Source organism: Pseudomonas chlororaphis (assembly GCF_001921865.1).
Classification (GTDB): domain Bacteria; phylum Pseudomonadota; class Gammaproteobacteria; order Pseudomonadales; family Pseudomonadaceae; genus Aquipseudomonas; species Aquipseudomonas chlororaphis_D.
In genome coordinates, this window is sequence record NZ_MSCT01000005.1 from 1 (window position 1) to 26,517 (window position 26,517).

At 65.7% G+C, this 26,517-nt stretch carries 24 protein-coding genes; 12 read left to right on the forward strand and 12 right to left on the reverse strand.

Annotated elements, in window-relative coordinates:
• Positions 1 to 477: MATE family efflux transporter (locus BTN82_RS02955; RefSeq protein WP_261792929.1), on the reverse strand; the 477-nt coding region annotated here is incomplete at its 3' end.
• A 290-nt stretch (positions 478 to 767) separates the two neighbouring features.
• Between BTN82_RS02955 and BTN82_RS02960 the strand changes: the two genes are divergently transcribed.
• Positions 768 to 5,672 carry an alpha-2-macroglobulin family protein gene (locus tag BTN82_RS02960; protein WP_075117692.1) on the forward strand — a complete coding sequence of 1,635 codons (4,905 nt, stop codon included), beginning with the start codon at positions 768 to 770 and terminating at the stop codon, positions 5,670 to 5,672.
• A 67-nt stretch (positions 5,673 to 5,739) separates the two neighbouring features.
• On the opposite strand, the gene BTN82_RS02965 is transcribed toward BTN82_RS02960, so the two are convergent.
• Positions 5,740 to 6,033, reverse strand: coding sequence for a hypothetical protein (locus BTN82_RS02965; protein ID WP_075117693.1), 294 nt, complete (start codon positions 6,031 to 6,033; stop codon positions 5,740 to 5,742).
• A 237-nt stretch (positions 6,034 to 6,270) separates the two neighbouring features.
• On the opposite strand from BTN82_RS02965, the gene pbpC reads away from it, so the two are divergent.
• From pbpC to BTN82_RS02995, 6 genes are all read left to right on the forward strand, one after another.
• Positions 6,271 to 8,562: a peptidoglycan glycosyltransferase PbpC gene (gene pbpC, locus BTN82_RS02970; protein WP_410002784.1), complete on the forward strand. Its 2,292-nt coding sequence runs from the start codon at positions 6,271 to 6,273 to the stop codon at positions 8,560 to 8,562.
• Positions 8,563 to 8,636: 74 nt separating this feature from the next.
• Positions 8,637 to 8,939: a MazG-like family protein gene (locus BTN82_RS02975; RefSeq protein WP_075117694.1), complete on the forward strand. Its 303-nt coding sequence runs from the start codon at positions 8,637 to 8,639 to the stop codon at positions 8,937 to 8,939.
• The gene (locus BTN82_RS02980) at positions 8,939 to 9,688 is read left to right on the forward strand and encodes a methyltransferase domain-containing protein (RefSeq protein WP_075117695.1); all 750 of its coding nucleotides are present in this window, start codon (positions 8,939 to 8,941) and stop codon (positions 9,686 to 9,688) included. The genes BTN82_RS02975 and BTN82_RS02980 overlap by 1 nt, the downstream gene beginning before the upstream one ends.
• Positions 9,689 to 9,700: 12 nt before the next feature.
• Entirely contained in the window at positions 9,701 to 10,312 is a 612-nt protein-coding gene (locus BTN82_RS02985) for a DUF4136 domain-containing protein (protein ID WP_075117696.1), read from the forward strand.
• A 41-nt stretch (positions 10,313 to 10,353) separates the two neighbouring features.
• On the forward strand, positions 10,354 to 10,911 hold the full coding sequence (locus BTN82_RS02990; protein WP_075117697.1) for a DUF4136 domain-containing protein: 558 nt from the start codon (positions 10,354 to 10,356) through the stop codon (positions 10,909 to 10,911).
• Between the two features lie 164 nt (positions 10,912 to 11,075).
• Entirely contained in the window at positions 11,076 to 13,079 is a 2,004-nt protein-coding gene (locus BTN82_RS02995) for a pilus assembly protein TadG-related protein (protein ID WP_075117698.1), read from the forward strand.
• On the opposite strand, the gene BTN82_RS03000 is transcribed toward BTN82_RS02995, so the two are convergent.
• On the reverse strand, positions 13,064 to 15,823 hold the full coding sequence (locus BTN82_RS03000; RefSeq protein WP_075117699.1) for an ATP-binding protein: 2,760 nt from the start codon (positions 15,821 to 15,823) through the stop codon (positions 13,064 to 13,066). The genes BTN82_RS02995 and BTN82_RS03000 overlap by 16 nt on opposite strands.
• Complete coding sequence (locus BTN82_RS03005; protein ID WP_075117700.1) at positions 15,820 to 16,257, reverse strand: TadE/TadG family type IV pilus assembly protein; 438 nt, start codon at positions 16,255 to 16,257, stop codon at positions 15,820 to 15,822. The genes BTN82_RS03000 and BTN82_RS03005 overlap by 4 nt, the downstream gene beginning before the upstream one ends.
• A 75-nt stretch (positions 16,258 to 16,332) precedes the next feature.
• Here BTN82_RS03005 and BTN82_RS03010 point away from each other — a divergent pair, with 75 nt between their 5' ends.
• Positions 16,333 to 16,803 carry a prepilin peptidase gene (locus tag BTN82_RS03010; protein WP_075117701.1) on the forward strand — a complete coding sequence of 157 codons (471 nt, stop codon included), beginning with the start codon at positions 16,333 to 16,335 and terminating at the stop codon, positions 16,801 to 16,803.
• A 110-nt stretch (positions 16,804 to 16,913) separates the two neighbouring features.
• Positions 16,914 to 17,717: a response regulator transcription factor gene (locus tag BTN82_RS03015; RefSeq protein WP_222610205.1), complete on the forward strand. Its 804-nt coding sequence runs from the start codon at positions 16,914 to 16,916 to the stop codon at positions 17,715 to 17,717.
• A gap of 59 nt (positions 17,718 to 17,776) precedes the next feature.
• Here BTN82_RS03015 and BTN82_RS03020 read toward each other — a convergent pair whose 3' ends face one another.
• The 8 genes from BTN82_RS03020 to cpaB form a co-directional block, all read right to left on the reverse strand.
• Positions 17,777 to 18,043, reverse strand: coding sequence for a DUF3613 domain-containing protein (locus BTN82_RS03020; protein ID WP_075117703.1), 267 nt, complete (start codon positions 18,041 to 18,043; stop codon positions 17,777 to 17,779).
• Between the two features lie 10 nt (positions 18,044 to 18,053).
• On the reverse strand, positions 18,054 to 18,776 hold the full coding sequence (locus tag BTN82_RS03025; RefSeq protein ID WP_075117704.1) for a tetratricopeptide repeat protein: 723 nt from the start codon (positions 18,774 to 18,776) through the stop codon (positions 18,054 to 18,056).
• Between the two features lie 10 nt (positions 18,777 to 18,786).
• Positions 18,787 to 19,671, reverse strand: coding sequence for a type II secretion system F family protein (locus tag BTN82_RS03030; RefSeq protein ID WP_075117705.1), 885 nt, complete (start codon positions 19,669 to 19,671; stop codon positions 18,787 to 18,789).
• A gap of 1 nt (position 19,672) precedes the next feature.
• Complete coding sequence (locus tag BTN82_RS03035) at positions 19,673 to 20,557, reverse strand: type II secretion system F family protein (protein ID WP_075117706.1); 885 nt, start codon at positions 20,555 to 20,557, stop codon at positions 19,673 to 19,675.
• Between the two features lie 14 nt (positions 20,558 to 20,571).
• On the reverse strand, positions 20,572 to 21,846 hold the full coding sequence (locus BTN82_RS03040) for a CpaF family protein (RefSeq protein WP_075117707.1): 1,275 nt from the start codon (positions 21,844 to 21,846) through the stop codon (positions 20,572 to 20,574).
• Positions 21,843 to 23,033: a CpaE family protein gene (locus tag BTN82_RS03045; protein WP_075117708.1), complete on the reverse strand. Its 1,191-nt coding sequence runs from the start codon at positions 23,031 to 23,033 to the stop codon at positions 21,843 to 21,845. Before BTN82_RS03045 ends, BTN82_RS03040 begins: the two co-directional genes overlap by 4 nt.
• Positions 23,030 to 24,211, reverse strand: a complete 1,182-nt coding sequence (locus BTN82_RS03050) for a type II and III secretion system protein family protein (RefSeq protein WP_410002785.1) — start codon at positions 24,209 to 24,211, stop codon at positions 23,030 to 23,032. The genes BTN82_RS03045 and BTN82_RS03050 overlap by 4 nt, the downstream gene beginning before the upstream one ends.
• Positions 24,212 to 24,276: 65 nt before the next feature.
• Positions 24,277 to 25,224: a Flp pilus assembly protein CpaB gene (gene cpaB / locus BTN82_RS03055; protein ID WP_075117710.1), complete on the reverse strand. Its 948-nt coding sequence runs from the start codon at positions 25,222 to 25,224 to the stop codon at positions 24,277 to 24,279.
• A gap of 329 nt (positions 25,225 to 25,553) precedes the next feature.
• Here cpaB and BTN82_RS03060 point away from each other — a divergent pair, with 329 nt between their 5' ends.
• The 3 genes from BTN82_RS03060 to BTN82_RS03070 all read left to right on the forward strand — a co-directional run bounded on the left by BTN82_RS03060 (position 25,554) and on the right by BTN82_RS03070 (position 26,513).
• Positions 25,554 to 25,763 carry a Flp family type IVb pilin gene (locus BTN82_RS03060; protein WP_075117711.1) on the forward strand — a complete coding sequence of 70 codons (210 nt, stop codon included), beginning with the start codon at positions 25,554 to 25,556 and terminating at the stop codon, positions 25,761 to 25,763.
• Positions 25,764 to 25,823: 60 nt separating this feature from the next.
• On the forward strand, positions 25,824 to 26,030 hold the full coding sequence (locus BTN82_RS03065; protein WP_075117712.1) for a Flp family type IVb pilin: 207 nt from the start codon (positions 25,824 to 25,826) through the stop codon (positions 26,028 to 26,030).
• Between the two features lie 69 nt (positions 26,031 to 26,099).
• Positions 26,100 to 26,513 (forward strand): response regulator, encoded by a 414-nt coding sequence (locus BTN82_RS03070; protein WP_075117713.1) that lies wholly within the window; start codon positions 26,100 to 26,102, stop codon positions 26,511 to 26,513.
• Positions 26,514 to 26,517 lie beyond the last annotated feature (4 nt).

Consider the following 26,517-nt stretch of genomic DNA (forward strand, 5'->3'; position numbering starts at 1 on the left):
GAGGAACCAGCCGACCAGGGCCATGCTGGCCAGTGCCGCGGGCAGTCCGAGCAGGCGGGTATGGAAGAAGGTGCGGGTCATCTCGTCCAGTTCGGCCGAAGGCTGCATCAACTGCAAGGCCGCGCCGCTCAGCGGCACGCCGATGGCGCTCAGCAACAGGGCCAGCCCCATCGCCAGCAGCAGGCCTTGCACCAGGATCTGCCGCAATGCCGCACCGTCGGCGCGCCCGGCGGCCTGGGCGGCGAAACCGGTGGCGCCCATGCGCAGGAAACCCATGGCCCAGGCCAGGACGGTATACAGGCTGGCGCCGACCGCCACCGCGCCGAGTTGGTGGGCGTGGGGCAAGTGGCCGATGACGGTGCTGTCGACCAGGGCCACCAGCGGCACGGAAATATTGGAAAGAATCATCGGCGCGGCCAGCGCCCACACCCGGACATGGGTCGGGCGATGGTGCCAGGCGGAAATCAGGCTGGACATGCAGGCTCCTTGCGAGAGCCGGCATTGTAGCCAATGCACCGCTGACCTTTGTAGGAGCAACCGGTCGACGCTCGATTGCTCGCGATGGCGTCGGCCCTGTCATCGAATCTCTGTGGGCTTGTACAAATTGGGGGGAGCGCCGCTTTGCGGCTGATCGCGAGCAAGCTCGCTCCTACAGGGAGAGCGGCGGGCACGCCCTCCGTCGGTCAATGTGCGCCACGGCGCAGTCGCGCGGGCGTGCGGTGATATATAGTTCACACCTTCGATACTCCTGCCAACGAGTGCCCCCCATGCTTAACAAAGGATTGTTCCTGGCCTGTGCGCTGGCCCTGCTGAGCGCCTGCGATTCGTCCACCTCCGACAAGGCGACGACCACCCCGGCTCCGGCAGCGGCGACGACCGCGGGCAAGGCCCGGCCCGTGCAGGATGTCGCCGCGCTCAAGCAGCGCTACGCCGGCCGCGAGTTGAGCGTGGTGGATGTGTCCGAGGTGCAGCTCGACGGCGCCAGCACCCTGTCGGTGAGCTTCTCGGTGCCCCTGGACCCGCAGCAGAAATTCGCCGACAAGTTGCATCTGGTGGACAGCAAGAGCGGCAAGGTCGATGGCGCCTGGGAGCTTTCCGACAACTTCATGGAGCTGCGCCTGCGCCATCTGGAGCCGCAGCGCAAACTGGTGCTGACCGTCGATGCCGGGTTGCGCGCAGTGAACGACGCGACGCTGGCCGCCGAGTACGTTAGCCGCCTGGAAACCCGCGACCTGCAAGCCACGGTCGGTTTCGCCAGCCGCGGCACCCTGTTGCCGACCCGCCTGGCCGAAGGCCTGCCGGTGATCGCGCTGAACGTTGACAAGATCGACGTCGAATTCTTCCGCATCAAGCCCGAGTCGCTGCCGGCGTTCCTCGCCCAATGGGGGCGCAGCACCAGCCTGCAAAGCTACGAGTCCCGCGAGCTGCTGCCGATGGCCGACCTGGTGTACGGCGGCCGCTTCGACCTCAACCCGGCGCGCAATACCCGGGAAACCCTGCTGCTGCCGATCTCCGGCCTCAAGCCGCTGCAACAGCCGGGCGTGTACCTGGCGGTGATGCGCGCCTCGGGCACCTATAACTATTCACAGCCGGCGACCCTGTTCACCCTCAGCGATATCGGCCTCTCGGCGCATCGCTACCAGAACCGCCTGGATGTCTTCACCCAGGCCCTGGAAGGCGGCAAGGCGCTGGACGGCGTCAGCCTGGAGCTGCTCGACGGCGAAGGTCGGGTGCTCGGCCAGGCCACGACCGAGAAGGGCGGCCATGCCGAACTGCCGCTGCCGAAGAAAGCCGAAGTGCTGCTGGCCCACCAGGGCGAGCAGACCAGCCTGCTGCGCTTGAACAGCGCCGCCCTGGACCTGGCGGAATTCGACATCGGCGGCCCGTCCGCCCACCCGCTGCAGTTCTTCGTGTTCGGCCCGCGCGACCTGTATCGCCCGGGCGAAACCGTGCTGCTCAATGCACTGCTGCGGGACAAGGACGGCAACGCGGTCAAGCCGCAGCCGGTGAGCGTCGAGGTGCGCCGGCCCGACGAACAGGTCAGCCGCAAGTTCGTCTGGGACGCCGACGCCTCGGGGCTCTATCAATATCAACTGCAACTGGCCGGCGAAGCGCCGACCGGGCGCTGGCAACTGGTGTTCGACCTCGGCGACGGCAAGCCGCAGCTGTACGAATTCCTGGTGGAAGACTTCCTGCCCGAGCGCCTGGCGCTGGAGCTCAAGGGCAGCGACGCGCCGATCAAGCCTGCCGATACCGCCGAGATCAGCGTCAACGGCCGTTACCTGTACGGCGCTCCGGCCGCCGGCAATCGCCTGAGCGGCCAGGTCTATGTGCGACCGCTGCGCGAGGCGGTCAAGGCCTTGCCGGGCTACCAGTTCGGTTCGGTCACCGAAGAGGAGCTGAGCCAGGACCTGGAGCTGGAGGAGTCCGTGCTGGACGCCGACGGCGAGGCGACGATCGCCCTGGAAAGCAAATGGGCCGAGGCCCGTTCGCCGCTGCAACTGATCGTCCAGGCCAGCCTGCAGGAGTCGGGCGGGCGGCCGATTACCCGGCGCGTGGTGCAGCCGGTATGGCCGGCGGAGCGCCTGCCGGGGGTGCGTGCGCTGTTCGACGGCGCGGAAACCGACGGCGACGGCCCGGCGGAATTCGAGTTGCTGGTGGCCGACAACGACGGCCAGAAACTGGCGGCGGATAACCTCAAGGTGCGCCTGGTGCGCGAGCGCCGCGACTACTACTGGAACTACTCGGAAAGCGACGGCTGGAGTTATCACTTCAACGAGAAATTCCTCACCCAGGACGAAGAGACCCTGAGCATCAAGGCCGGCGACACGGCGAAGATCAGCTTCCCGGTGGAGTGGGGCCCGTACCGCGTCGAGGTCGAAGACCCGCAGACCGGGCTGGTCAGCAGCCTGCGCTTCTGGGCCGGCTACCGTTCCCAGGACAACGCCGAAGGCGGCGCGGTACGTCCCGACCAGGTCAAGCTGGCGCTGGACAAGCCGCTGTACGGCGACGGCGATACCGCCAATGTCACGGTGACCCCGCCGGCGGCCGGCAAGGGCTACCTGCTGGTGGAGTCCAGCGAGGGGCCGCTGTGGTGGCAGGAAATCGACGTGCCGGCCGAGGGCAAGAGCTTTGCGGTCAAGCTCGATCCGAAGTGGGCGCGGCACGACCTGTACGTCAGCGCGCTGGTGATCCGCCCGGGCGAGCGCAAGGCCAACATCACCCCGAAACGCGCGGTGGGCGTCTTGCACCTGCCGCTGGACCGCACCCAGCGCAAGCTCGGCCTGACCCTGACGGCACCGGAAAAGATGCGTCCCAAGCAGCCGCTCAAAGTGAAGATCCAGGCGAAAAACGCCGATGGCAGCGTGCCGAAGCAGGCCCATGTGCTGCTTGCGGCCGTGGACGTCGGCATTCTCAATATCACCGAATACCCGACCCCCGATCCGTACTCCAGCCTGTTCGGGCGCAAGGCCTACGGCGCCGACCAACTGGACATCTACGGCCAGTTGATCGAAGCCGGCCAGGGGCGCCTGGCCAGCCTGGCCTTCGGTGGCGACGCGGCGCTGGCCAAGGGCGGCAAGCGCCCGGATACCAGCGTCACCATCGTCGCCCTGCAAAGCGCGCCGGTGACCCTCAACGAGCAGGGCGAGGGCGAAGTCAGCGTCGATATTCCCGACTTCAATGGCGAGCTGCGTTTGATGGCCCAGGCCTGGACCGACGAGCGCTACGGCATGGCCGAAGGCAAGACGGTGATTGCCGCGCCGCTGATCGCCGAACTGTCGGCGCCGCGCTTCCTCGCCGGCGGCGACCAGACCACCCTGGCGCTGGACCTGTCCAACCTCTCGGGCAAGGCGCAGAAGCTCGATGTGCAACTGAGCGCCGAAGGCCAGCTGGCGCTGGTCAACGACACCCGCCAGAGCGTGCAACTGACCCAGGGCCAGCGCACCACGCTGCGCATCCCGGTTCGGGCGCTGGGCGGTTTCGGCCAGGGCAAGGTCAAGGTGCTGGTCAATGGCCTGGACCTGCCGGGCGAAAACCTGCCGCCGTTCACCCGCGAGTGGACCCTGGGCGTGCGCCCGGCCTATCCGGCGTTGCTCAAGCATTACCGCGCAGTGCTCAAGGAGCAGCCGTGGAGCCTGCCGGAAGGCGAGCTGGCCGCCTTCGAGCCGGCGGGGCGCGAGGCGCTGTTGAGCCTGTCGAGCCGGCCGCCGTTGAACCTTGGCGAGCAGATCCGCGCGCTCAAGGCCTACCCCTACGGTTGCCTGGAACAGACCACCAGCGGCCTGTACCCGTCGCTGTACGCCGATGCCGTCAGCCTGAAACGCCTGGGCCTGGAAGGCGAACCGGACACCGAGCGCAAGCGCAAGATCGAGCTGGGCATCGAACGCCTGCTGGGCATGCAGCGCTACAACGGCAGTTTCGGCCTGTGGGGTGCGGACGGCGAAGAGGAGTTCTGGCTGACCGCCTACGTCACCGACTTCCTGCTGCGGGCCCGCGACCAGGGCTTCGCGGTGCCGGCCGATGCGTTGAAGAAGGCCAACGAGCGCCTGCTGCGTTACTTGCAGGAGCGCAACCTGATCGAGGTCAACTACAGCGAAAACGCCGAGCACACCCGCTTTGCCGTGCAAGCCTATGCCGGTCTGGTGCTGGCGCGCAGCCAACAGGCGCCGTTGGGCGCGCTGCGCAGCCTGTTCGAGCGCCGCACCGACGCGCGCTCCGGCCTGCCGCTGGTGCAGCTGGCCATCGCCCTGCAGAAAATGGGCGACCAGCCGCGGGCCGAGCAGGCCCTGACCGCCGGGCTCGCGGCTTCGCGCAGCAGCAAGGACTGGTTGGCCGACTACGGCAGCCCGCTGCGGGACCAGGCGCTGATCCTGGCGTTGCTGGAAGAAAACGACTTGGCCAAGGGCAAGCGCGAAGAGCGGCTGTTCGAGTTGTCCGACCAACTGGCGGCCAGCCCGTACCTGTCGACCCAGGAACGCAACTCGCTGTTCCTCGCCGGTCGCGGCCTGCTGGGCAAGCCGGAGGCCAACTGGAGCGCGCAACTGAACAGCGGTGGCGAAAGCCGCGAGCTGAACAACAGCCAGCCGGGCCTGAAGCTTGAAGGCGCGTTACTGGCGTCGCCGCTGTCGGTACGCAATGAAGGCAGCGAACCGGTGTACCAGCAACTGACCCTTTCCGGTTATCCACAGCAGGCGCCGGTGGCGGGGGGCGAGAACCTGAGCATCCGTCGCCAGTACCTGGGGATGAATGGTCAGCCGCTGGACCTGCGAGCCCTGGACAGCGGCGACCTGGTGCTGGTGCATCTGGCGGTCAGCGCCAAGCAGCGGGTGCCGGATGCGCTGGTGGTGGACCTGCTGCCGGCCGGCCTGGAGTTGGAAAACCAGAACCTGGCGCAGAGCGCCGCCAGCCTGGAAAACGCCAGCAGCCAGGTCAAGGAGTGGCGCGAGTCGATGCAGAACGCCAGCCTCAAGCACCAGGAGTTCCGCGACGACCGCTACGTGGCGGCGCTGAATCTGGACGGCTACGACAGCGTCACGCACCTGCTGTACCTGGCCCGTGCGGTCACCCCTGGCACCTATCGCGTGCCGCCGCCGCAAGTGGAGTCGATGTACCGGCCGAACTGGCAGGCGGTGGGGGAAACCCTGCCGGAGATGGTGATCAAGGGCCGTTGAAGGTTTTATCGCGAGCACGCTCGCTCCTGCGCGGTCCCTGTAGGAGCGAGCGTGCTCGCGATGTCTGTCAATGCACCACCCAGCTCAGCAGCCACAACCCCAGCAGCAACCAGATGATGCCCATGACGATCGAGGCGCGCATGAACGCGCGGACCGCCGAGTACAACAGCATCAACCCGACGATCAGGGTGACGATGCTGATGATCGAGGTGTCCATGCCCAGCGTGCGCGACAAGCCTTCGACAAAGTTGCCGCCGGCGTTGGTCAGGGCGTTGAACAGGCCGCTGAGGCCGTCGACGATAAACCGGATGACCGACCCCAGCGCCTGGCCGAGCCATTCAAAAAAGCTTTCTACCTGCATGCGTGCATCCTGATGAAAAAGTGGGCGTGCTTGCCAGACCTGAGCCTTGGGCCATCGATGGCGCTGGCGAGTTCCGTTCAAGCATAGAGGTTCGCGGGTTTGATTTTTCGATTAGTTGTAGCGCGCCTGCGGGGTTGGCGGGGGCGAATATCCCGCTCGGCGATGCCGCCCGGCGGGCCCTCTGGGCAACCGCGCGGCGGGCGTGGCTGGCGCATCCTGCGGAGCGTCCTGGGCGGGCTGTTGCTGCTGTGGGCCGGCCTGTGGCTGGCCGACCGGCTCTGGCCGCTGCCGCTGCCCAAGGACGACCTGGCGCGCGTGGTGCTGGCCGAGGACGGCACGCCGCTGTGGCGCTTTGCCGATGCCAATGGTGTCTGGCGCTACCCGGTGCAGGTCGACGAAGTCTCGCCCTACTACCTGGACGCGTTGCTGACCTACGAAGACCGCTGGTTCTACCGTCACCCGGGGGTCAACCCGATGGCGCTGGGGCGGGCCGCCTGGCAGAACCTCACGGGGGGGCGGGTGTTGTCCGGCGGCAGCACCTTGTCGATGCAGGTGGCGCGCCTGCTCGATCCGCACTCGCGGACCTGGCACGGCAAGTTGCGCCAGCTATGGCGCACCGCGCAGCTGGAGTGGCATCTAAGCAAACAGCAGATCCTCACGCTCTACCTCAACCGCGCGCCGTTCGGCGGCACCCTGCAAGGGGTGGCGGCGGCCAGCTGGGCGTACCTGGGCAAGTCGCCGCAGCACCTGACCCACGCCGAGGCGGCACTGCTGGCAGTGCTGCCCCAGGCGCCGAGCCGGCTACGCCCGGACCGCCACGCCGGCCGGGCCCAGGCCGCGCGGGACAAGGTGCTGCAGCGCCTGGCGCAGTTCCAGGTCTGGCCGCAGTCGGCGGTGGATGAAGCTATGCAGGAACCGCTGCTGCTGGCCCCCAGGCTGGAGCCGAGCCTGGCGCCGCTGCTCGCGCGTCGGCTGAACCGCCCGGACAGCCCGCCGCTGATTCGCACCACCCTCGACGCCAACCTGCAACGGCGCCTGGAGGACTTGCTGCTGGGCTGGCGCGCGCGCCTGCCGGAACACACCTCGGCGGCGATCCTGGTGGTCGAGGAACAGACCATGGCGGTGCGGGCCTACCTGGGTTCGGTGGACATCAACGATGCCCGGCGCTTCGGCCATGTCGACATGATCAGCGCCATGCGCTCGCCGGGTTCGACCCTCAAGCCGTTCTTGTACGGCATGGCGCTGGACGCCGGGCTGATCCACTCCGAGTCGTTGTTGCAGGATGTGCCGCGGCGTTACGGCGACTACCGGCCGGGCAACTTTTCCATGGGTTTCAGCGGCGCGGTGTCGGCCAGCAGTGCCCTGGCCACGTCGCTGAACTTGCCGGCGGTGCAACTGCTGGAAGCCTACGGGCCGAAACGTTTTGCCGCCGAAATGCGTATCGGCGGCATGCCCCTGGCCTTGCCGGCACTGGCGGAACCGAACCTGGCGCTGATCCTGGGCGGCGCCGGCAGCCGCCTGGAGGATCTAGTCAGCGGCTACAGCGCCTTCGCCCGTGGCGGCAAGAGCGCCACTATCCGTCTGCAACCGGACGATGAATTGCGCGAGCGGCCGCTGTTATCCCCCGGCGCGGCGTGGATCGTGCGGCGCATCCTCAGCGGCCAGGCCCGCCCCGACCGCGACCCGCGGGCCGAACTGGTGCAGCGCCCGGTGCTGGCCTGGAAGACCGGCACCAGCTACGGCTTTCGCGACGCCTGGGCCATCGGGGTCGGGCCGCGCTACCTGATCGGCATCTGGATCGGCCGCCCGGACGGCACCCCGGTGCCTGGGCAGTTTGGCCTGGCCTCCGCCGCGCCCTTGATGCTGCAAGTGCACGATGTGCTGATCAACCGCGACAGCCAGCGCGGGATCGGCGCGCCGGTACAGCCGGTGCCGATGAACGTCGGGGTGGCGGCGATCTGCTGGCCGTTGGGCCAGCCCATGGCTCGCAGCGATCCGAATTGCCGCCGCCAGCGTTTTGCCTGGACCCTGGACGGCACCACGCCGCCGACCTTGCAGGCGCTGGACCAGCCGCTGGGTGTCGGCCTGCTGGAAAAGGTCTGGGTCAACGCCAAGGGCCTGCGGGTCGATGCCAAGTGTCCGGGCGCGCAGCCGCGGGATATCGCCCTGTGGCCGGCGCCGCTGGAGCCCTGGTTGCCGCGGATCGAACGTCGCGAAGCGCGGCTGCCGGGCAACGACCCGGAGTGTCCGGGCCCGGCCCTGGCGGCGGCCGCGCCCCTGTCCATCGTCGGCGTGCGCGACGGCGATCGGTTGCGTCGCCCGGCGGCCAGCCAGGAACTGCTGCGGCTCAAGTTGTCGGCCTTGGGCGGGAGCGGCCGGCGCTGGTGGTTCGTCAACGGCGAGCCGCTGGGCGACAGCGCCAGCCAGGACAGCATCAACGCCAGTTTCGAGCGCGCAGGGCCCTATCAGCTCAGTGTGCTGGACGAAGGCGGACAGACTGCGCGGGTCGAGTTCAGCGTCATCGATTGACGCGCCCGGGGATGCAGCGACAGCTTGCCTTCATGCGCCATCCCCCCGAAGCTATACGCCTTCAGGAGGCCCCGATGAACCTAGACGAACTGACCCAACGCCTGCACGCCATTCGCGACCGCAATGACTGGCGGCAATTCCACAGCCCGAAGAACCTCGCCATGGCCGCCAGCGTGGAGATGGCCGAGCTGGTGGAAATCTTCCAGTGGCTGAGCGAAGACCAGTCGCGCCAGCTGCCGGCGGACACGCTGGCCCACGCCGGCCAGGAAGTCGGTGACATCGTGCTCTACCTGTTGCTGCTGTGCAGCGAGTTGGGGCTGGATATGGAGCAGGTGGTGCGCAGCAAGCTGGCCGACAGCGAACGGCGGTTCAGCTGATGAGCGACCGTCATTTCGACCAGTTGGCGACTCGCTTCGCGGAGAAGATCTACGGCGGTGCCAAGGGCGCGATCCGCCTGGCGGTACTCCAGGCCGACCTGGCCGAAACCTTGCCGGACCGGCCGCTGCGGGTGCTGGACATCGGCGCCGGGCTGGGGCACATGTCGTTGTGGCTGGCCCAGCGCGGCCACCAGGTGACCTTGGCCGAGCCGGCCGAACCGATGCTCGAAGGCGCCCGCCAGCGCTTCGCCGAAGCCGGGCAGGACGCGACCTTTATCCAGGCGCCCTGGCAGGAGCTGCTGGGCCAGCTCACCCAACCCTACGACCTGGTGCTGTGCCACGCCGTGCTGGAATGGCTGGCCGAGCCCCATGCGATCCTGCCGGTGCTGCACCAACTGACCGCCCCGGGCGGCTGGCTGTCGCTGGCGTTCTACAACCGCGACGCGCTGATCTATCGCAACCTGCTCAAGGGCCACTTCCGCAAGATGCGCAAGAACGACATGGCCGGCGAAAAACAGAGCCTGACCCCGCAGCAGCCGCTCGATCCGCGGGAGCTGGCGGCGCAACTCGACGGCTTGTGGCAGGTCGAAAGCCAGAGCGGGGTGCGGGTTTTCCACGACTATATGCCGGTGGAATTCCAGGCCCGCGCCGAGTTGCCGGATCTGTTGGAAATGGAGTTGGCCCATCGTCGTCACCCAAGCTTTGCCGGGCTTGGGCGTTACCTGCACTGGATTTGCCGTCCGGTCTGAGCGGAGCCTTGAATGAAACGCCACGCTGGTTTGCTTGTGTTGTCCCTGGGCCTGGCGGCCTGCCAGAGCTCCAACCCCTATGTCGCCAGTTCCAATCCGCTGCCGCCCGCGCCCGCGCAAGCGGCCAGCACCTTCGATCGCAGTGCTTATCCGGCGCCGCAGCGCGACTATGGCCGCTATCGCAGTTGGGCCTGGCTCAACGGACGCCTGCCCAATGGCTCGGCCTGGGCCGATTCGGCGCAGGTCGCCGAGGCTGTCAGCAACGCTCTCGACCAGCGCGGTCTGCGCCCGCTGCACGACCAGCGCCCGGCGGACCTGTGGGTCAGCGCCGACCTGCACCTGGAAAGACGCCTGCGCCAGGTCCAGGACGACTATGGCTACGGGTACGGCGGTTACGGTTACAACCGCTACGGCCCTGGCTACGGCATGTACAACACGGTGCCGGTGGTACGCACCTACGAGGAGGAAGTGCTGGTGGTGCGGGTCAACCTGTTCGACGGCGGCACGGGCCAGCCGGTGTGGAGCGCCAGCGCGGAAACCTCGAGCCAAGGCAGCCTGAGCGAGCGCGCCGATGCGTTGCGCGAGGCTGTGGAAAAGGCCATGGCGGCGTATCCTCCTTCTTAGCGACATCCCTTCAGGTGCACCCGCTCTTGTGGAGAAATATCATGTTCCGCCCTCTTGCTTTACTGGCCCTGGCCGCGCTGCTCAGCGCTTGCGCCGCCAATCAGGTCAACCATGACTTCGATGCCAGCCGCGACTTCGCGGCCTATCGCAGCTGGAGCTTCAAGGAACCCGCCCTGCAATATCGCCCCGACGATCCGCGGATCAAGAGCGACCTGACCGAGCAACGCATCCGCCAGGCCGTCAGCGAACAACTGGACCAGCGCGGCCTGCGTCCGGCCGCAGCGGGCAGCAAGGCCGACCTCAGCGTCCAGACCTACCTGATCGTCGAAGACCGCCAGCAGCAGGTCACCACCAACTACGGCGGCGGTTGGGGCGGCCCGTGGAACGGTTACTGGGGCGCGCCGATGTACAACGAAACCCGCAACGTCACCTTCAAGGTCGCCACCATCCAGATCGACTTGCTCGACGGCAAGGACGGCAAGCTGGTGTGGCGCGGCAGCGACGAACAGATGCTCAGCAGCACGCCGAAACCTGCCGATCGCAGCGCGGCGATCAGGGAGACCGTCGGCCGCATCCTGGCGAACTACCCGCCCCGGTAGGTCTCTATTCCCGCATGGGCTGAAGGTCGCCCGGACCTTGGCCCATGCGGGCCATTATCCGTCGCCGCGGATGGCAAGTTGCCAGCGTTGTGCGCGAGCCTTGACTACACTTCTTTCACCTAATGGAGGTCGTGCTCGGCAGCGCGCCGGCAAAGGAGTGCTCCATGTTTCCCCGCACAGGTTTTCCCGGGCCGACCCGGCAGCGCGGCGCCATCGGCCTGATGGCCGCCGCCGGGCTGGGGCTGGCGTTGTTGACGATGCTGGTGGTGGTCGACAGCGGTCGTTTGTACATGGAGCAGCGCAAGCTGCAGCGTGTCGCCGACAATGCCGCGCTGGAGGCGGTCAGCCGTGGCGGCACCTGCCAGGCCGGGTTGAGTGCGGCGGCCTATGCGGTACAGAGCGCAACGCGCAACGGTTTCGTCGTCGATGCCGACAGCACTGTCGCCACCAGCTGTGGTTCCCTGTTGACGGGAACCGACAGCCTGCGGACCTTCACCGTCGATGCCAGCAAGTCGAGCGCCGTCCGGGTGGTGGTCAGCGATACCGTGGCCACCAGCGTGGCGGCGGGGGTCAGCTCCTTGTTCTCGACCGGCGCGGTCGCGCTCAATACCCCGATCAGTGCGACCGCCGTGGCGGCCGTGCCCACCCCGTCCCTGGCGCAATTGAGTATCCGCAGCACCCTGGGTGTGGTGGACACGGCCAAGTCCAACCTGCTCAATCCCATTGTCGGCGGGTTGCTCGGCGGCAGCGTCAGCCTGACGGCCGCGGGCTGGAACGGGCTGCTCAACAGCAACATCAACCTGCTCAGCTATCTCGACCGGCTGGCGATCAACCTGAACGTGGCCGCCGGCAACTACACCCAGTTGCTGAACACCACCGCCACCGCAACCCAACTGATCCAGGCGGCGGTCAACGTGGTGCAGGCCAATGGCGCTACCGCGGAAGTGATCACCGCGCTGGGCAATTTGCAGGTGGCCGCGATCAGCGGCGCGCCGCTGAAGATCGGTGAAATTCTCAACCTGCAGACCGGTACCCCGACCACGGGCCTGGATGCCAATGTCCAGCTGTTTCAGTTGCTGCAGGCGATCGTCGAGCTGTCCAACAGCAAAAGCGCCGTGGCCGCGACCTTGCCCGTCAATGTGCTGGGGCTGGTCAACGCCACGGTACGGGTCAAGGTGATCGAGCCGGCGCAGCTTTCCGCGGTGGGCGATCCCAAGCTGGCCAAGGCCGACCCCTTGGGGGCAAACCGGATCTATGTACGTACGGCGCAGGTGCGGACGCTGATCAGCATCAACCTGCCGGTGCTGTCGACGGTTTTGGGGCTGACCACCGCCGTGAGTAACCTGGTGGCGCCCCTGACGCCGGTGGTGAACGGTTTGTTGAGCCTGAACCTGGTGTCGACCCTGGGCTCGGCGTTGTGCCTGCTTGGCGCCGGCTGCCAACAGATCTATCCCGACCTGGTGCCGTCCACCGCCATCGATATCAGCCTGGACGCCGGCGGGGCCGTTTCCTATGTCACCGATTACAGCTGCCCGACCGCGGGCGCCGGGACCAAGAGCTTGACGGCACGGACCAAGACTTCCTTGGCGGATCTGAAGATCGGCAAGATCGACCCGACCAATGCATTTTCCTCTTCCGCCGAACCCACGGTCGCGCCATTGCCGCTGGTGGACTTGGGCATCCGCACTTGTTACCAGTTCCTGGTGTTGCCGGGGCGTTGCGATCCGGTGGTGCATTTTGCCGCCGGGGGCATCGCGGTGATGGTCGATAGCAAGGTGGCCGGGACAGGGACCACCCAGGACCTGGTGTTCGCCAGCAACGCGGCGCCTTACCCGACGCCGCCGAACCTCAAGCAAACCACGGTCTATCAGAGCGCCACGCCCAGCAGCAATGTGGTGACCAGCCTGGCCGGTACCCTGGCGGGGATCAGCCTGACGATGTACGAACCGGTCAACACCACCCCCCTGGGGGCTATCGTCAACGGCGTGGGGAGCTTGATCAGCGGCGTCAGCAATATTCTCCAGCCGCTGATCAGCAACCTGTTGGGCCCCTTGCTCGACCCGCTGCTCAATAACCTGTTGTCGGCCCTGGGGATCAACCTGATGAGCGTGGAGGTGGGCGCCAACCTGACTTGCGGCCAGACCGGCAAGGCTTACCTGGTGATCTGATCCGGGTTGTCCAGTGGCAGTTCGATGCAAAAACGCGCGCCGTGCTCGCCGTTGTCGACGCTCAGGCGCCCGCCCATGTTTTCGATGATGCCGTGGCTCACCGACAGGCCCAGGCCGGTGCCGATACCCACCGGCTTGGTGGTGAAGAACGGCTCGAAAACCCGTTCCAACAGGCGCGAATCGATACCGCCACCGTTGTCTTCGACCCACAGCCGCATGCACGAAGCGTCGCACTCGGCCTGGATCGAAATCCAGGGCGGCGTGTCTTGGTACTCGCCGTGGCTCGACAGGGCGTCGCGGGCGTTGACCAGCAGGTTGATCAACACCTGTTCCAGCTGGTCGGCATGGCCCCGTACCCGAACCTGTAGCGGCATCGGCCCGACCCGCAGTTCCACGCCCTTGCCTCGCAGGCTTTCGCCCAGCAGGGCCAGGGTTCCCTCCACGGCCTGGATCGGGTCGAAGGGCAGCTGCTCGACTTCCGAGCGCCGGCCGAACACCCGCATGTGATCGACCACCCGCGCGGCCCGCTGGACCTGGGCCTCGATGCGCTTGAGTTTGTCTTGCAGGTAGTCGATCGGCGCGTCGCCGTTGTTCAAGCGCTTGAGCACGTTGATCACGGCCATGCGCATCACATTCAGCGGCTGGTTGATCTCATGCGCCAGGCCGGTGGCCATTTCCCCGAGGGTGGCCATTTTCGCGCTCTGGGTCAGTTGCTGCTGGGAGCGGCGCACCTCGGTGTTGTCGCGGCCCACGGCCTGGATTTCCTGAAGCTGGCCCTGCTCGTCGAATACCCCGCGGTCCGACCAGACCCACCAGGCATGTTCGCGCCCGGGCAGTTGCAGATTGATTTCGGCGGTGCTCACCGGGAACTCGACGCTCAACTGGCCGATGCGCTGCACGAACGCCTCACGCTGTTCGTGGGACATCCAGGTGCCGAGGTTGATGCCGGGCAGTTGCTCCGGAAGTTGCTCCAGGTAGGTCGCCAGTGGCCGGTTGCCGAAGGTCAGGGTCAGGTCCGGCAGGTAGCGGCAGATCATGGCCGGTGAGTCTTCCACCAGGATCCGGTAGCGCTCCTCGCTCTGGCGGATCTGCTCGGCGGCCAGGGTGGCGTCGGTGACGTCCAGCCACAGGCCGACCGCCTCCACCGGCAGGCCCAGGTCGTCGCGCAGCAGCCGGGCTTCGTCGAGCACCCAGTGGTAGCCGCCCTGGGTATCGGCCAGCCGATAGCGGCTGCGCACCGTGCCTTCGCGCAACAGCTGGCGGTTGCGGGCGAAGTACAGCTCGCGGTCGTCGGGGTGTACCCGCTCGGCCAGCGGCGTCCGCTCGCAGTCGGCCAGGGTCCAGCCGAGCAGGGGCTGCAGGCTGTGGCTGAAGAAGCTCGGCAGCAAGGCGCCTTCCTGGTAACGCTGGACATAGATCACCGCGGGCGAGCTGGCAATCAGGTTGTCCAGGCGCGCGTGGGCGGCATCGGCCTGGCGTTCCTGGTTCTTGATGTCGCTGATGTCGAGCATGAAACCGACCAGGCGCTGCTGCTCGCCCAGGCCAATGGCCTGCCCTTGCAGGCGGTACCACGCCGGTTGCGGGCTGCCGGGGCGATGCAAGCGCACACACAGCAGCAGGGGCTTGCCGTATTGCAGGGCGCGCAGCCGGCTGCTCAGCTCCTGGCGGTCCGCGGGGTGGATCGATTCCAGCCAGCGTTCCAGCGGCAGTCTGGCGTGGTCGCCGTTCGGGTACAGGCTGAGGGCCAGTTGCGGGGCCAGTTGTATTTCGCCGCTCTGCGCGAAGAACTCCCACCAGCCGGTGCCCAGCAGCCCTTGCAGGGCCTCCAGGCGCTCCAGGTGTCGATGGTGCTGCTGCTCGCGCAGGCGCCCGAGCAACGGGCCGGCCAGGGCGGCGGCGAGCTGTAGCCAGTGTGTATCGTCAAGGTCCGGGGCCCGCTGGTGCGCCGGGTAGTTGCCGCACAGCAGCCAGGCGGCGGTACCGTTGTCGTCTCGGTAGGGCACCAGGAAGGCTTCGTGGCTGCCGAACAGGTTTTGCAGGCGTGGGTATGGGCTGATGCCCTGGGCGCTTGCCAGTTGCAGCGGCGCATCGCCGTCGAGGTTGTCCAGGAGGGTGCCCAGGGATTGCTCCGGCTGCCAGAGCCGGGGGGCGTCGTGAGCGCAGTATTGGCTACTGATTTTCCAGCCCTGATGTTCGTCCAGCAGGGCCAGGGCCAGGCTCGGGATACGCCAGTGCTGGGCCAGTTCCTGCAATTGCTCGTGCAAAACGTCCGACAAGCGCGCCAGGCTGCACAGGCGCAGCTGTTGGCTCATGCGGGCGGCGAGTTGCTGGCATTGCTCGTGGCTGCGCAACTGTCGGCGCTCTTGCAGCAAGTCGCCGATATCCACCAGTTGCAGGAGCCAGCCGGCGTTCCAGGGCTGGACCCAGCCGCGCAGGTGCAGATTGTTTTCGTCCAGGCCGCGAAATTCCATGTCCAGCAGTTGCCCCTCCCAATCCGCCGGCATGCCCTCCAGGGCCAGGGAGTGGCTGGCGGTCAGGTATTCGAGCAGTGGAACAGGGGTGGTTGCGCAGTGCGGCCGGGCCAGGGCGTGGCGCAATGGCCCGAGCATTTCCAGGACCCGGCCCTGAGGGTCCAGGAACACCAGCAGGCCGTTGGCGGGAATGTTTGGCGGGGTCGAGGAGTCGCCGGCATTGGCTGGCTGGCGTCCGATAAAGCGGGCGAACAGCTTTTCCCCTGGATTCAAAACTGCAGACTCGAAATGGCGCTCAGGTTGGTCGGCAGGTTGGGCACCGTCCCGACTCCTGGCAGAACCAGCAGCGGTATGACCTGATTCAGTTTGCTGGTGGGGTAGTCGACCCGCACGGTCAGGACGCCGCCACTGTAGACCGCGCTGTAATCCGATGCGCTGAAGTTGAAGGCCGGGGGAATCCACGATAACTGGCTGCTGATAACGCTTTTGGCGAGGGTTTCGACGGTCGTTCCGTAGTTGGCGGTCGTCGGGTCGACCGCAACGCTGCGGCGCACCGCTTCGGCGGTGGCCTGGTTGAAGGACTGCATCATCAGCAGTGGCAGGCTGTAGCTGACCAGGCCATAAAACACCGCGAAAAAGATCACGAAGACCGCGGCGAACTCGATCGCCACGGCACCTTTTTGCGTTCTGGGAAGGCCTGCTTTCATCAGTGTGTCTACCCTGATAAGCACTACGTGCTATCAGCATAGAATCATTCGCCGGAAAGGGACGGTTTTTAGCCTATGGATACTTTGCTCGTCTTCGGTTGGCTGACGGCGTGCGCGGTGCAGGATATCTCCCAGCGTCGGATCGCCAATCTGCTGACCCTGGGCGTGGCGGCTCTGGCGCTGGCGTACCTGCTGCTGAGTGGCAGCACCTGGTGGGGCGCCAGGGCGGCCGAGGGTGGCTGGGCACTGCTGTTGGCCCTGGTTTTCACCTTGCCCGGCTATGTCCTGGGACGCATGGGCGCCGGCGACGTGAAGCTGATGGCGGCGCTGGGGTTGCTCACCGATCCGCTGCATGTGCTGGGTACTTTTATCGGTGCCGGCGCCACCAGCCTGCTCTGGTTTCTGCTGATCCCCAGGGGCTGGGTGTATATCGGACAAGGGCTTAGAACACACCTGCGTTACCTGGACCCGCAACAGTCAAAAAAATACGCTTTTGCCCCCTTCGTTTTGCTGGGGATGGTTTTGACTGTCCTCTTGATCCACTAGTCGCGAGATGCCAGCACTCCTATGTACATAGTCGGAAAGTAGTCTACGTTTTAATCAGAACCTGCCCGCATGCCGCCGGGCCAGGTAGGGCAGTCTTGGGTTTTCCAGGCATGGAGCTGTGTGTGGACGGGGTGAGGTCTCAGATGAAAGTGCTTGTTGTCGATGATCAACCGCTGGTTGTCGAAGAACTCTGCGAATTTCTTGAAAGCAGTGGTTACCGTTGTGTTCCTTGCGAGTCGAGTCGACAAGCCATCGAACGCTTCAATGAAGACCCGGAGATCGGACTGGTGCTGTGCGACCTGCACATGCCGGATCTCGATGGCATCCAGCTGGTCCAGGAACTGCAACGGATCGCCGGCAAGCTGCGGGTGTTCGAGGCGATCATGTTGACCGGCTGCGCGGACAAGCAGGATGTGATCAAGGCCCTGCGCGCGGGCATCGCCGACTACTACCAGAAACCGATCAACCTGGACGAACTGCTCGAAGGCCTGCAACGCCAGGAAACGGAGCTGCAGGAACGGCAAAAGAACCTCCATCTGGGGCACCTGAACCAGAAATTGCAATTCCTCTCCGAATCCATCGACGACCTGTACCAGGACCTCGACAAGGTGCGGCGCCAACCGCAGCGGGCCCAGGCCGCGGAGCCGTCCGGCGAGGAAGGCGGCGAGGCCGAGCGGCTGGAAATCCCGGCGATCTTCAATCACTTGTCGCCGCGCCAGCTGGATGTCGCGCGGCTGGTGGGCAAGGGCCAGACCAACTACCAGATCGCCTGTGAGCTGGGTATTACCGAGAACACGGTCAAGCTCTATGTCTCCCAGGTGCTGCGCCTGACCCATATGCACAACCGCACCCAGCTGGCATTGGCCCTGTCGCCGAGCAATTCGGGACTGCGCCAGCGAGTGACTGCCCACTAGCCGGTATCCCGGCGCCGCCATCCCCGAGGGATGGCGGCGCCGTGGAAAGCCGTCAGGCGTTACTTGGCATCTATTTTCCCGCCCGCATCCTGCTCGTAGAAATCCGGGATTTCGTCGTTATAGCTTTTCAGCCAGCGTTGCATTGCCAGTTCGCGTTCGGTGGCGCTCGCCGTCTGCGGTTTCGGCGAGGCGGCCTTGTTGCGGTTCTGCAACAGCAGCCAGCCTTCAGTCTCCTGCTGCTGGGCCGAGGCGGGGCCGGGGTCGATGGCCTGGGCGCCCAGCGGCAGCGTCAGCATCGCCATGCAGGCGAGTATGTGCAGTTTCATATGGCCTCCTTCACTGATTGACGCCGGCGGCCGCCGATTCGGCGACCGCGGCTATCCGGGCATTGGCGGCGTGGCTCTTGCCCGGCGCCTTGAGTTGTTCCGCACGGGCCTGGGCATGGCTGAACTGCTCGGGGCTCAGGCCGGCGCGGCTGACCACTTCGGCCGCCTGCTTCCAGTTGTCCTGGTAGATCAGCAAAGTCACCAGGTTGGCGGCGGCCAGCGTGTCGCTCTGCTGCAGTTCGATGGCGGTGAGAAATTCGAAGCGGGCGTCTTCCAGGCGCAGTTGGTTGAGGTAGACCACGCCCAGGTCGTTGCGGATTTTTTCGTCGGTCGGCGACAGCCGGGCGGCGCGTTGCAGGTGGGCCTGGGCCAGGCCGTTGTCGCCCCGGGCGGCGGCCAGTTGCCCCAGGCCATGCTCGGCCTCGGCCGCCACGCAGGTGCCCAGCAGGCTGCGGTACAGCGGCTCGGCCTGGGCCGAGCCCAACTGCCGGTAGACCTTGGCCTTGCGCAGGCGCACCTCGCTCAGGTCGTCCGGCAGTTTCTGCAGATTGGCCAGGCTGGCGTGCAGTTTGCCGTCCTGGGCCATGTCGTCCGCCAGGTTCAACGCCAGCTCCTGGTCGGCGTCGAGCTTGCCGCAGCTGGAGGAGGCGGTCAGTGCCGACCATGGCGCCTGACCGTTGCTGGCGCAGCCGCCGAGCATTAACAAGCTGAGTGCTGCAATCATTGCTTTCATCAGATTCCCTCTAGGAAGCAAAGGCTCGGGCGATCGCGGTGAATCCCGGCCCCGCCAGAACGATAAGCAAGGCGGGGAAGAGAAACAGCATCATCACCACCGACATTTTGGCCGACATTTTCGAAATGTATTCCTGCAGGCGCGTCAGGCGCCGGTCATCGAGCAATTGCTTGAGCGCCAGCAGCGATTTCATCGCGCCGCCGCCTTGCTGGATGAGTTGCTGGAGGATGACGCAGGTATCGGTGAACTCGTCGACCGCCAGCACCGTGGCCGTCTTGTTCAGTTCCTGGCCGAGTTCGAGACCCGAGTCGACCCGGGCCAGGATCAGGCGGATCTCATGGGTCAGTTCCGGCAGCAATTTCTGCGCTTCGTGGCCCAGCACCCGCAGCGCCTGTTCCACCGCCATGCCGGACTCGAAAAGAATGCGCAACAGGGGAATGAAGGTGGAGATTTCGATGGCGATGATCCGCTGCCGGCGTTTCGCGGCGAACGCCAGCAGGCGCTTGGGCAACAGGTAGCCCAGGCCGGCGCCGAGAACCGGCAGCAGCCACTTGTTCGAGGCGCCGGAGAAGAACAGTTCCTGAAGGAACAGCACCACGCCGAGCATCACGATCGGCATGCCGATCTGGCTGGCGGCGTACAGCGAACGCTGGCTGGCGCGGCGCCAGCCCAGGCGGTTGAGCAGGGTCTGGGTTTCGCTGTCCATGCTGACCGAGCGCTGGCCGAACTTGCTGTCTCCGATAATTCTCAGCCAACTGCCCAGGCGGCTCTCCCGCACCATGTGGCCTTGCAGGCGTTGCGCGACCTGCCGTTCGCGCCGACGGCGCTCCAGCAGGCTGCTGGCGATCAGCAGCAGGGCGCCGAGAAACAGCATCGCGCTTGCCAGGAGCACCATTTCAGATACTCCGCAGCATGCGCCAGAGCGCAATGCAGCCGCAGACCTGGAGCACCAGGGCGGTGATCAGCATGCGCTGTCCGGCCGGGTCGTTCCACATGCCAAGCATGTAGCCGGGGTTGGTTATCATGAAGTAGGCCACCAGCAGCAACGGCAGGAGGCCCAGCACCCAGGCGGTCATGCGGGTTTCGCCGGTCATGGCGCTGAGTTGTCGCGCGCCCTGCTCGCGTTCGCGGATCAGTTTGATCAGGTTTTCCAGCAGTTCGCTGGCATTGCCGCCGTAGCGGTGATTGACCTTCAGGCCCAGGGCGAACATGCGCAATTCGTCCTGTTCGTAGAGCTCGGCGAAATCGTGGACCGCATCGGGCAGGTTCACCCCCAGATGGACATTGCGCTGGACGCGGCCCATGGCGTTTTTCAGCGGTGGGCTGCTGGCCTCGATGCCGCCCAGGACCGCATCGGCCAGGGTGCGTCCGGATTTCAGGCTGCGCACGGTGTGGTCCAGCAGTTGCGGGAGCTGGGCGATCATGCGTTTGAGCCGCCGCTGATACAGCCAGGACACATACAGGCGCAGCAACAGCGGTGGCAGCACCAGCAACAGCAGGGCCCCGATCCAGCCGGCGCTGAAAAAACCCAGCAGCATCGCCAGCACCCAGAGGGTCAGCCACAGGCCGATGCGTTCGGTCGGCCGGCCCAGGCCGGCGCGCAGGAAGGCCCGTTCCAGGGCGAGCCAGGAGGTTTTCGGCGGGCTCGACAGCGGTTGCCCCTGGGACAGCCGGCTGAGGATCTTTTCGTTGTCGGTCTTGCGCAGGCCGCTGAAAAACAGCCAGCCCGACAGGCCCAGGAGGATCAGGCAGGTCAGCGCCAGGATAAGGGGAGCGATCATGGGCAGGCTCCGCGTCAGTCGAGTGTCAGGCCGGTATCCCGGCGCAGCTTGTCGCCGGCGGGGTTGATCGCCTCGCGCAAGAAGCCGAAACCGGTGCGCCGGTCGAGCCGGAACAGGGTGTTGGTGACGTAGATGTCCTCGCGCACTCCCACCACTTCCACCACTTCGCTGACACAGCGCCGGCCATCGGGCATGCGCGTCAGCTGAATCACCACGTCCAGGGCCGCGCAGATCATCTGCCGCAGGGTGCGCTCGGCCACCTGGCGTCCGGTCAGGCCCACCAGGGTTTCCAGGCGCAGCAGGGCGTCCTGGGCGTTGTTGGCGTGTACGGTGCTCATCGAACCGTCGTGGCCGGTGTTCATCGCGGTCAGCACATCGAGCACTTCGACGCCGCGGATCTCGCCGAGGATGATCCGGTCCGGGCGCATCCGCAGGGCGTTGCGGATCAGGTCGCTGGCCTTGACCTCGCCATGCCCCTCGGCATTCGGCGGGCGGGTTTCCAGGCGCACCACATGGGGGTGGCCCAGTTGCAGTTCGGCCACGTCCTCGATGGTCACCAGGCGTTCGTGGGGGTTGATCAACTGGCTGAGAATATTCAGCAGGGTGGTCTTGCCGGTGCCGGTGCCGCCGCTGATCAGGATGTTGCAACGCTTGCCCACGGCTTCCTGGACGAACTCGAAGATCGCCTGGTCGATGGTCTGCATGGCCATCAGGTCGCTGCTCTTGAGCATGTCCTTGCGAAACTTGCGAATCGACAGGCAAGGGCCGTCCAGGGCGATCGGCGGGATGATGGCGTTGACCCGGCTGCCGTCGGGCATGCGTGCGTCGACCATCGGCGAGGACTCGTCCAGGCGCCGGCCCAGGGGCGCGAGGATGCGTTGCATCACTCGCTCCACATGGTGGGAGTCGACGAAACGCAGGTCGCTCTGATGCAGCACGCCATCGCGTTCGACGAACACCCGGTGCGGTCCGTTGACCAGGATCTCGGTCACCGCCGGGTCGCGCAGCAGCACTTCCAGCGGTCCGAAACCGGTGAGTTCGTCCACCAGTTCCTCGGCCAGGCGCTCCATCTCATAACGCGAGATCGCCAGGTGCATGCGGGCGATGTATTCGGCCACTTTGTCGGTGACGAACTGCGACAGGTTCTGGCGCGAGCCCTCCAGCAGGTTTTTCCCGGACTCCTCGATGGCATCGATGATGTAGCGATGCATCACCAGCTTGAGGCCTTCGTGATCGGTGTTTCCTGCCTGACTGCGCACGGGCGCGCCGAACAGCTTTTCCCCGTTCATCGTCCGCCTCGCAGCCGGTCGAGCCAGCCCAGCTTGGGTTTACTCAGCCCTTCCGAGCGCTTGGCCAGGCGTTCGCCCAGGGCCTTCAGGCTTTGGGTCAGTTGCTCGCGCGGGGCCATTTCAAACAGGGTCACCCCCTGGTTCTTGGCGTTCAGGCGGACCTCGGGGCTGTTGGCCAGGACCGTAATGACCTCCAGGCCGAAGGTTTTGCCCAGGGTGTCGGAGTCCGGCGTCACGCCACGCAGGTAGTGATCCACCAGCAGGTGCGCGTGTTCCAGTTTCATGCCTTTGTCGCGCCACAGGTTCAGCACCGCCAGGTTGCGCCGACAGTCGAGCACGTTCTGGTCGACGCACCAGATCAGCTTGTCGCAATGGCTGACCAGGGTGCGCAGCGCCTCGCTGTCCGGTTGCCCGGTAAGGTTCACCACGATGTGCTGGAAATGTTGGCGCAGGGCACTGAGCAGCATGTACAGCTCGGCGGCGCTGGTGCGTTCCAGAGGCTCGTCGCTTTCGGCATAGGCAAGAATGCGCAGGCCCGCTTCGGCGCTGGTGAAGGCGCTGTCGATCAGGGTCGCATCCAGGCGTCGCAGATGGCGCAAGGCATCGCCGAAATGGAAGGAGCTTTCCAGGCCGAGCAGCGCCAGGCTGTCGCCGCGCGGCAAGCCGAGATCGAGCAGCAGGGTCTGTTGCCCGAGCTTTTGCACCACCAGCGCCAGGTGGTTGGCGATCAGTGCGCCATCGGCGCTGGCCTGGGTGCCGTAGAGCACGGTGAGGCCGCCGCCCTGGGTGCTGGGGGCGACGGGCGGCAGGCGTTTGCTCAGGCGCCTGACCAGCCCGCCGACCTCGCTGGGGCGCGAGCCGTAGGCGACGAAATCCCGGGCGCCGGCGCGCATGGCGTTGAGCACCAGCTGGTTGTCCATGCCGTCGCCGAGGGCGACGATGGCGAGCATCGGCTTGGCTTCCAGGGCGCCTTCGATCAACGCGGTCTGGGCCACCACATGCTCGCGATCGAGGCCGACGAACACCAGGTTGGCAAAGGTCACGTCGACCAGCGCCAACAGTTCGTCCAGGCTGCCGTTGCCGGCGCTGACGACTTGCCCCAGCGGCGCCAGGGCACCCTGCAACCACTCAAGATCGGTGGTGTTGCGGGTGATGGCGAGGAACGTCTGGTTCAGGTGTTGGCTCATTGCGATAACCCACTGCGTTTATCGAAGTTGCCGTTTTCCATGAAGAACATGCGGTAGAAGTTCGGGTCGTAGTTGCGCAGCCGCTCGCCCGGCAGCGACGGCAGCCGGGCATTGGCGGCCAGCGGCTGGACCAGGTGCGGCGTCACTACCATCAGCAGTTCGCGTTCTTCGCGGTTGATGCGCGAGTCGCGAAAGAATGCCCCCAATACCGGAATATCGCCCAGCCCGGGGAATTTGTTGACCTGCGAACTGTTGGTGGTGCTGATCAAGCCACTGATGACGAAGCTTTCGCCGTCGGCCAGGGAAATGCTGGTGTCGGTACGCCGTATCGTCAGGGCCGGCACCTGGGTGCCGGCAATGATCACCGCGTTGCTGAAGTCCAGTTCGCTGACCTCGGGCGCCACCTTCAGGGCGATGCGGTTCTGGTCGATGATGGTGGGGGTCAGGGTCAGGCGAATCCCGAATTCCTTGTACTCGATGGAGACGCTGTCGCTGCCGGAGCTGGGGACCGGAATCGGGATCTCGCCGCCGGCCAGAAAGCTCGCGCTCTGGCCGCTGAGCGCCACCAGGCTGGGGCGCGCCAGGGTGTAGGCAAAACCGCTGCCCTCCAGGGCATTGATGATCATCATGGTCTTGCCGCCGATCCAGGAAAAATTGAACTGGCTGTTGTCCACCGGCAACTTGGGCGTCGGTACGCCATCGACGCTGGGCAGGGTGCCCGGGGCGCCGAACAGGAAGTTGCCGCGGGTACCGATCAGGTGGCTGCTGGCCTCCTTGAGCTTGGTCCGGCTGACTTCGACGAAGCGCACGTCGGTCTGCACCTGGCTGGGCAGCAGGGCATCCTGGGAGGGTTCGACGGCGGCGCTGGTCAAGGCCGTGGTGGCCTTACCCTGAACGAACACCATGCTCTGGCGCGGGGTGCTGGCGCAGGCGGTCCAGATCATCAGGCTGGTCGCGCCCTGGGCCATGCCGGTCAACAGAAAGGCCTTGTTGCCATTGGCGTGCACGTCGGCAATCTTGGGGTCGCCCACGGCCAGGCGAGTGATCGCGACCGGCGATTGCAGCTCCCGTTGCAGCCCTTCGCCAATCTCCATCACTGGCGGGAGCGGCCCCAGGTTGCTGCAGCCCGCGGCCGGGCTGGCCTGAGCCATGACGGGGATCAGGTTGCCGAGCAGCATGGCCAGGATCAGGGTAGGGCGAGGCGGCATGGAACGGCTGCGCATGTAGAGGCATCCTTGCTCAATCAGGGAGTTTGTTGGGTGATCTGGTTGCCGCGAATGATCTCCACGGCAGGCCGCGCCGCGGCTGTGGGGCTTGCCGATGAAGGGGTTCTGGGAGCGCTGCCCAGTGCCAGTTGGGTGAACTGGAAGAGGTTGCTGTTGCTGGCGTCGATATGGGCGGCCGCCGCATCCTCGCCGGCCCAGTAGCGGGCCAGCCGTTGTTCTTCGCTACTGCGCACGGCCAGGCGCAGCGTGCCGACCTGAGTGGCCAGCATCAGCCGGCTGAGCAAGGCTTCGGGGACCGCCAGCACCACGGTGCGCGCCATCAGCCGGCGCTGATCCTGCTTGAGCCGGTCGTCGGCGCTCATGGCGGCCGAGCCCGGCGTGCCGTCGTTGGTGAGCCCAAGCTGGTCGCCTACCGCCAGCACCCGCATGGCGGGCACCGCGACCTGTGCCGATTGTTGCGGATTGCTGGTGTCCTGGCGCAGAAACAGCAGTACGTCGACGTAATCCCCGGGGACCAGTTGGCCGGCGGCGCCTATCACCTCGTCGACCGCGACCGCCAGGGCACGTTCGTCCGGATGGATCATGCGCGCCAGCGAACCGCCGGCGGCGAAGCTTTCTTCGTTGAGCCAGGTGCCGGCGCGCAGTTGCCGCCAGGGTGTGCGGCCAATGGCCTGGTCCAGGCTGGCGAGGCTGCCGGGGGGAGCGGTCTGGAGTTTTTCCAGGCGCAGATCGGCGGCGGCGAGGGCGACGAAGGGCGGCACGTCGCGGCTCAGCACCACGACGGGCTGGCGTGTCTGGTCTTCAGCGCTGGCGACGGTCTTTTCCACCACGGTCGGGGTGACCGGCTGGACAACGACAGGAGGGGAGGGCTCCGGTTGACGGCTGAGTACCAGCCCCCAGTAGCCGACAAAAAGTGCCCCCAGTAACAGCAGTCCTGCAAGGGCCATGGTAACGCGACTGTTCATGACGGCTCTCCCTTTCCTGCTGCATTATCAGCCCGCTTTCGAATGAGTTGATTTCGCAATCAGGCAGCTATGAACATTCAACTATTTCGCTATTTGAAAGTAGTCGAGCTAGGACGAAATGCCATCACGGAGGGAAAAATAACCCACTAAAGTAGGGGCGGTGGCGAGCAGACGCCCTGTTTATGGCGTCAACTTTCCAGCTAATACTTAGTGATTAGTTGGTTCTTACAGTTGTTGCCCCTGACTTTGTTGACAATGCTCTGATGGCACAGAGGAATGATGTTGCAGGTCCTTTACATCTGTGCCCTAGCGTTTCAAGGAGAAGTCTGATGATCCTTCAATATCTCTTGCTCAGAGCCCGTCTCTTCTTCAACCGTACCGATGGCGCTTCGGCGATCGAATACGCGATCGTGGTGGCCATGGTCGCGGTGGTGGTCGTGGCGTTCGTGACCCCCATGGGCGGCAGGGTTCTGGCCATCTTCAACAATATTTTGACCTCCCTGGGTGGCACCACTGTCGTGCGGCCGACGATTCCTTGATGGACCGAGCTTCAGGCCGTAGGTGTTCCGACTTGTAGTTACCGAACGGAGAGGCTCCCCATGATTCTTCACTATCTTTGGCTCAAGGCCCGTCTACTGCTCGCCGGCAACGACGGGGCATCGGCAATCGAGTACGCGATCGTGGTGGCGATGGTCGCCGTGGTGGTCGTGGCGTTCGTGAGCCCGCTGGGGGACCGCGTGCTGGCGGTCTTCAACAATATACTGGTGACTTTGCAGGGGACGGCGGTGGTTCGACCGACGCCTTGATAGCGCTCTATTGATTGTCTTGAATGGCGCGTTATGTTCGGCTCAACCACCGGCTTTAAGGTATTCCCCATGAACGCCTCTTCCGTTGCGCGTCAGCAGCTTCTTCTCGTGGACGATGAAGAGGACGCCCTGCTCGAGCTGGCCGAATGGCTGGAGGGCGAGGGCTTCTGTTGCTTCACCGCGACCTCGGTCAAGCTGGCCCTGGCCCACCTCACTCGTCATCCGGACATCGCGCTGGTCATCACCGACCTGCGCATGCCGGAGGAGAGTGGCCTGTCGCTGATCAGGCGGCTGCGTGAACACACCTCTCGCCAACACTTGCCGGTGATCGTGATGTCGGGCCATGCCGACATGGACGACGTCAGCGACCTGCTGCGCCTCCAGGTGCTGGACCTGTTTCGCAAACCCATCTACCACGTGCGCCTGCTGGAAACCCTGAACAACCTGTTTCCACAGCCACGCCTGCACCTGATCAACCCCTGAATTG

Excerpts from the sequence above, each read along its gene's own strand:
- BTN82_RS03045 (WP_075117708.1), bottom strand. The coding sequence starts at position 23,033 with ATGAGCCAACACCTGAACCAGACGTTCCTCGCCATCACCCGCAACACC.
- cpaB (WP_075117710.1), bottom strand. The coding sequence starts at position 25,224 with ATGAACAGTCGCGTTACCATGGCCCTTGCAGGACTGCTGTTACTGGGG.
- BTN82_RS03035 (WP_075117706.1), bottom strand. The coding sequence starts at position 20,557 with ATGATCGCTCCCCTTATCCTGGCGCTGACCTGCCTGATCCTCCTGGGC.
- BTN82_RS03030 (WP_075117705.1), bottom strand. The coding sequence starts at position 19,671 with ATGGTGCTCCTGGCAAGCGCGATGCTGTTTCTCGGCGCCCTGCTGCTG.
- BTN82_RS03060 (WP_075117711.1), top strand. The coding sequence starts at position 25,554 with ATGATCCTTCAATATCTCTTGCTCAGAGCCCGTCTCTTCTTCAACCGT.
- BTN82_RS02995 (WP_075117698.1), top strand. The coding sequence starts at position 11,076 with ATGTTTCCCCGCACAGGTTTTCCCGGGCCGACCCGGCAGCGCGGCGCC.
- BTN82_RS02985 (WP_075117696.1), top strand. The coding sequence starts at position 9,701 with ATGAAACGCCACGCTGGTTTGCTTGTGTTGTCCCTGGGCCTGGCGGCC.
- BTN82_RS03025 (WP_075117704.1), bottom strand. The coding sequence starts at position 18,776 with ATGAAAGCAATGATTGCAGCACTCAGCTTGTTAATGCTCGGCGGCTGC.
- BTN82_RS02960 (WP_075117692.1), top strand. The coding sequence starts at position 768 with ATGCTTAACAAAGGATTGTTCCTGGCCTGTGCGCTGGCCCTGCTGAGC.
- BTN82_RS03065 (WP_075117712.1), top strand. The coding sequence starts at position 25,824 with ATGATTCTTCACTATCTTTGGCTCAAGGCCCGTCTACTGCTCGCCGGC.
- BTN82_RS02980 (WP_075117695.1), top strand. The coding sequence starts at position 8,939 with ATGAGCGACCGTCATTTCGACCAGTTGGCGACTCGCTTCGCGGAGAAG.
- BTN82_RS03040 (WP_075117707.1), bottom strand. The coding sequence starts at position 21,846 with ATGAACGGGGAAAAGCTGTTCGGCGCGCCCGTGCGCAGTCAGGCAGGA.
- BTN82_RS03050 (WP_410002785.1), bottom strand. The coding sequence starts at position 24,211 with ATGCTGCTCGGCAACCTGATCCCCGTCATGGCTCAGGCCAGCCCGGCC.
- BTN82_RS03070 (WP_075117713.1), top strand. The coding sequence starts at position 26,100 with ATGAACGCCTCTTCCGTTGCGCGTCAGCAGCTTCTTCTCGTGGACGAT.
- BTN82_RS02990 (WP_075117697.1), top strand. The coding sequence starts at position 10,354 with ATGTTCCGCCCTCTTGCTTTACTGGCCCTGGCCGCGCTGCTCAGCGCT.
- BTN82_RS03015 (WP_222610205.1), top strand. The coding sequence starts at position 16,914 with ATGGAGCTGTGTGTGGACGGGGTGAGGTCTCAGATGAAAGTGCTTGTT.
- BTN82_RS03020 (WP_075117703.1), bottom strand. The coding sequence starts at position 18,043 with ATGAAACTGCACATACTCGCCTGCATGGCGATGCTGACGCTGCCGCTG.
- BTN82_RS03005 (WP_075117700.1), bottom strand. The coding sequence starts at position 16,257 with ATGAAAGCAGGCCTTCCCAGAACGCAAAAAGGTGCCGTGGCGATCGAG.
- BTN82_RS03010 (WP_075117701.1), top strand. The coding sequence starts at position 16,333 with ATGGATACTTTGCTCGTCTTCGGTTGGCTGACGGCGTGCGCGGTGCAG.
- BTN82_RS02975 (WP_075117694.1), top strand. The coding sequence starts at position 8,637 with ATGAACCTAGACGAACTGACCCAACGCCTGCACGCCATTCGCGACCGC.
- BTN82_RS02965 (WP_075117693.1), bottom strand. The coding sequence starts at position 6,033 with ATGCAGGTAGAAAGCTTTTTTGAATGGCTCGGCCAGGCGCTGGGGTCG.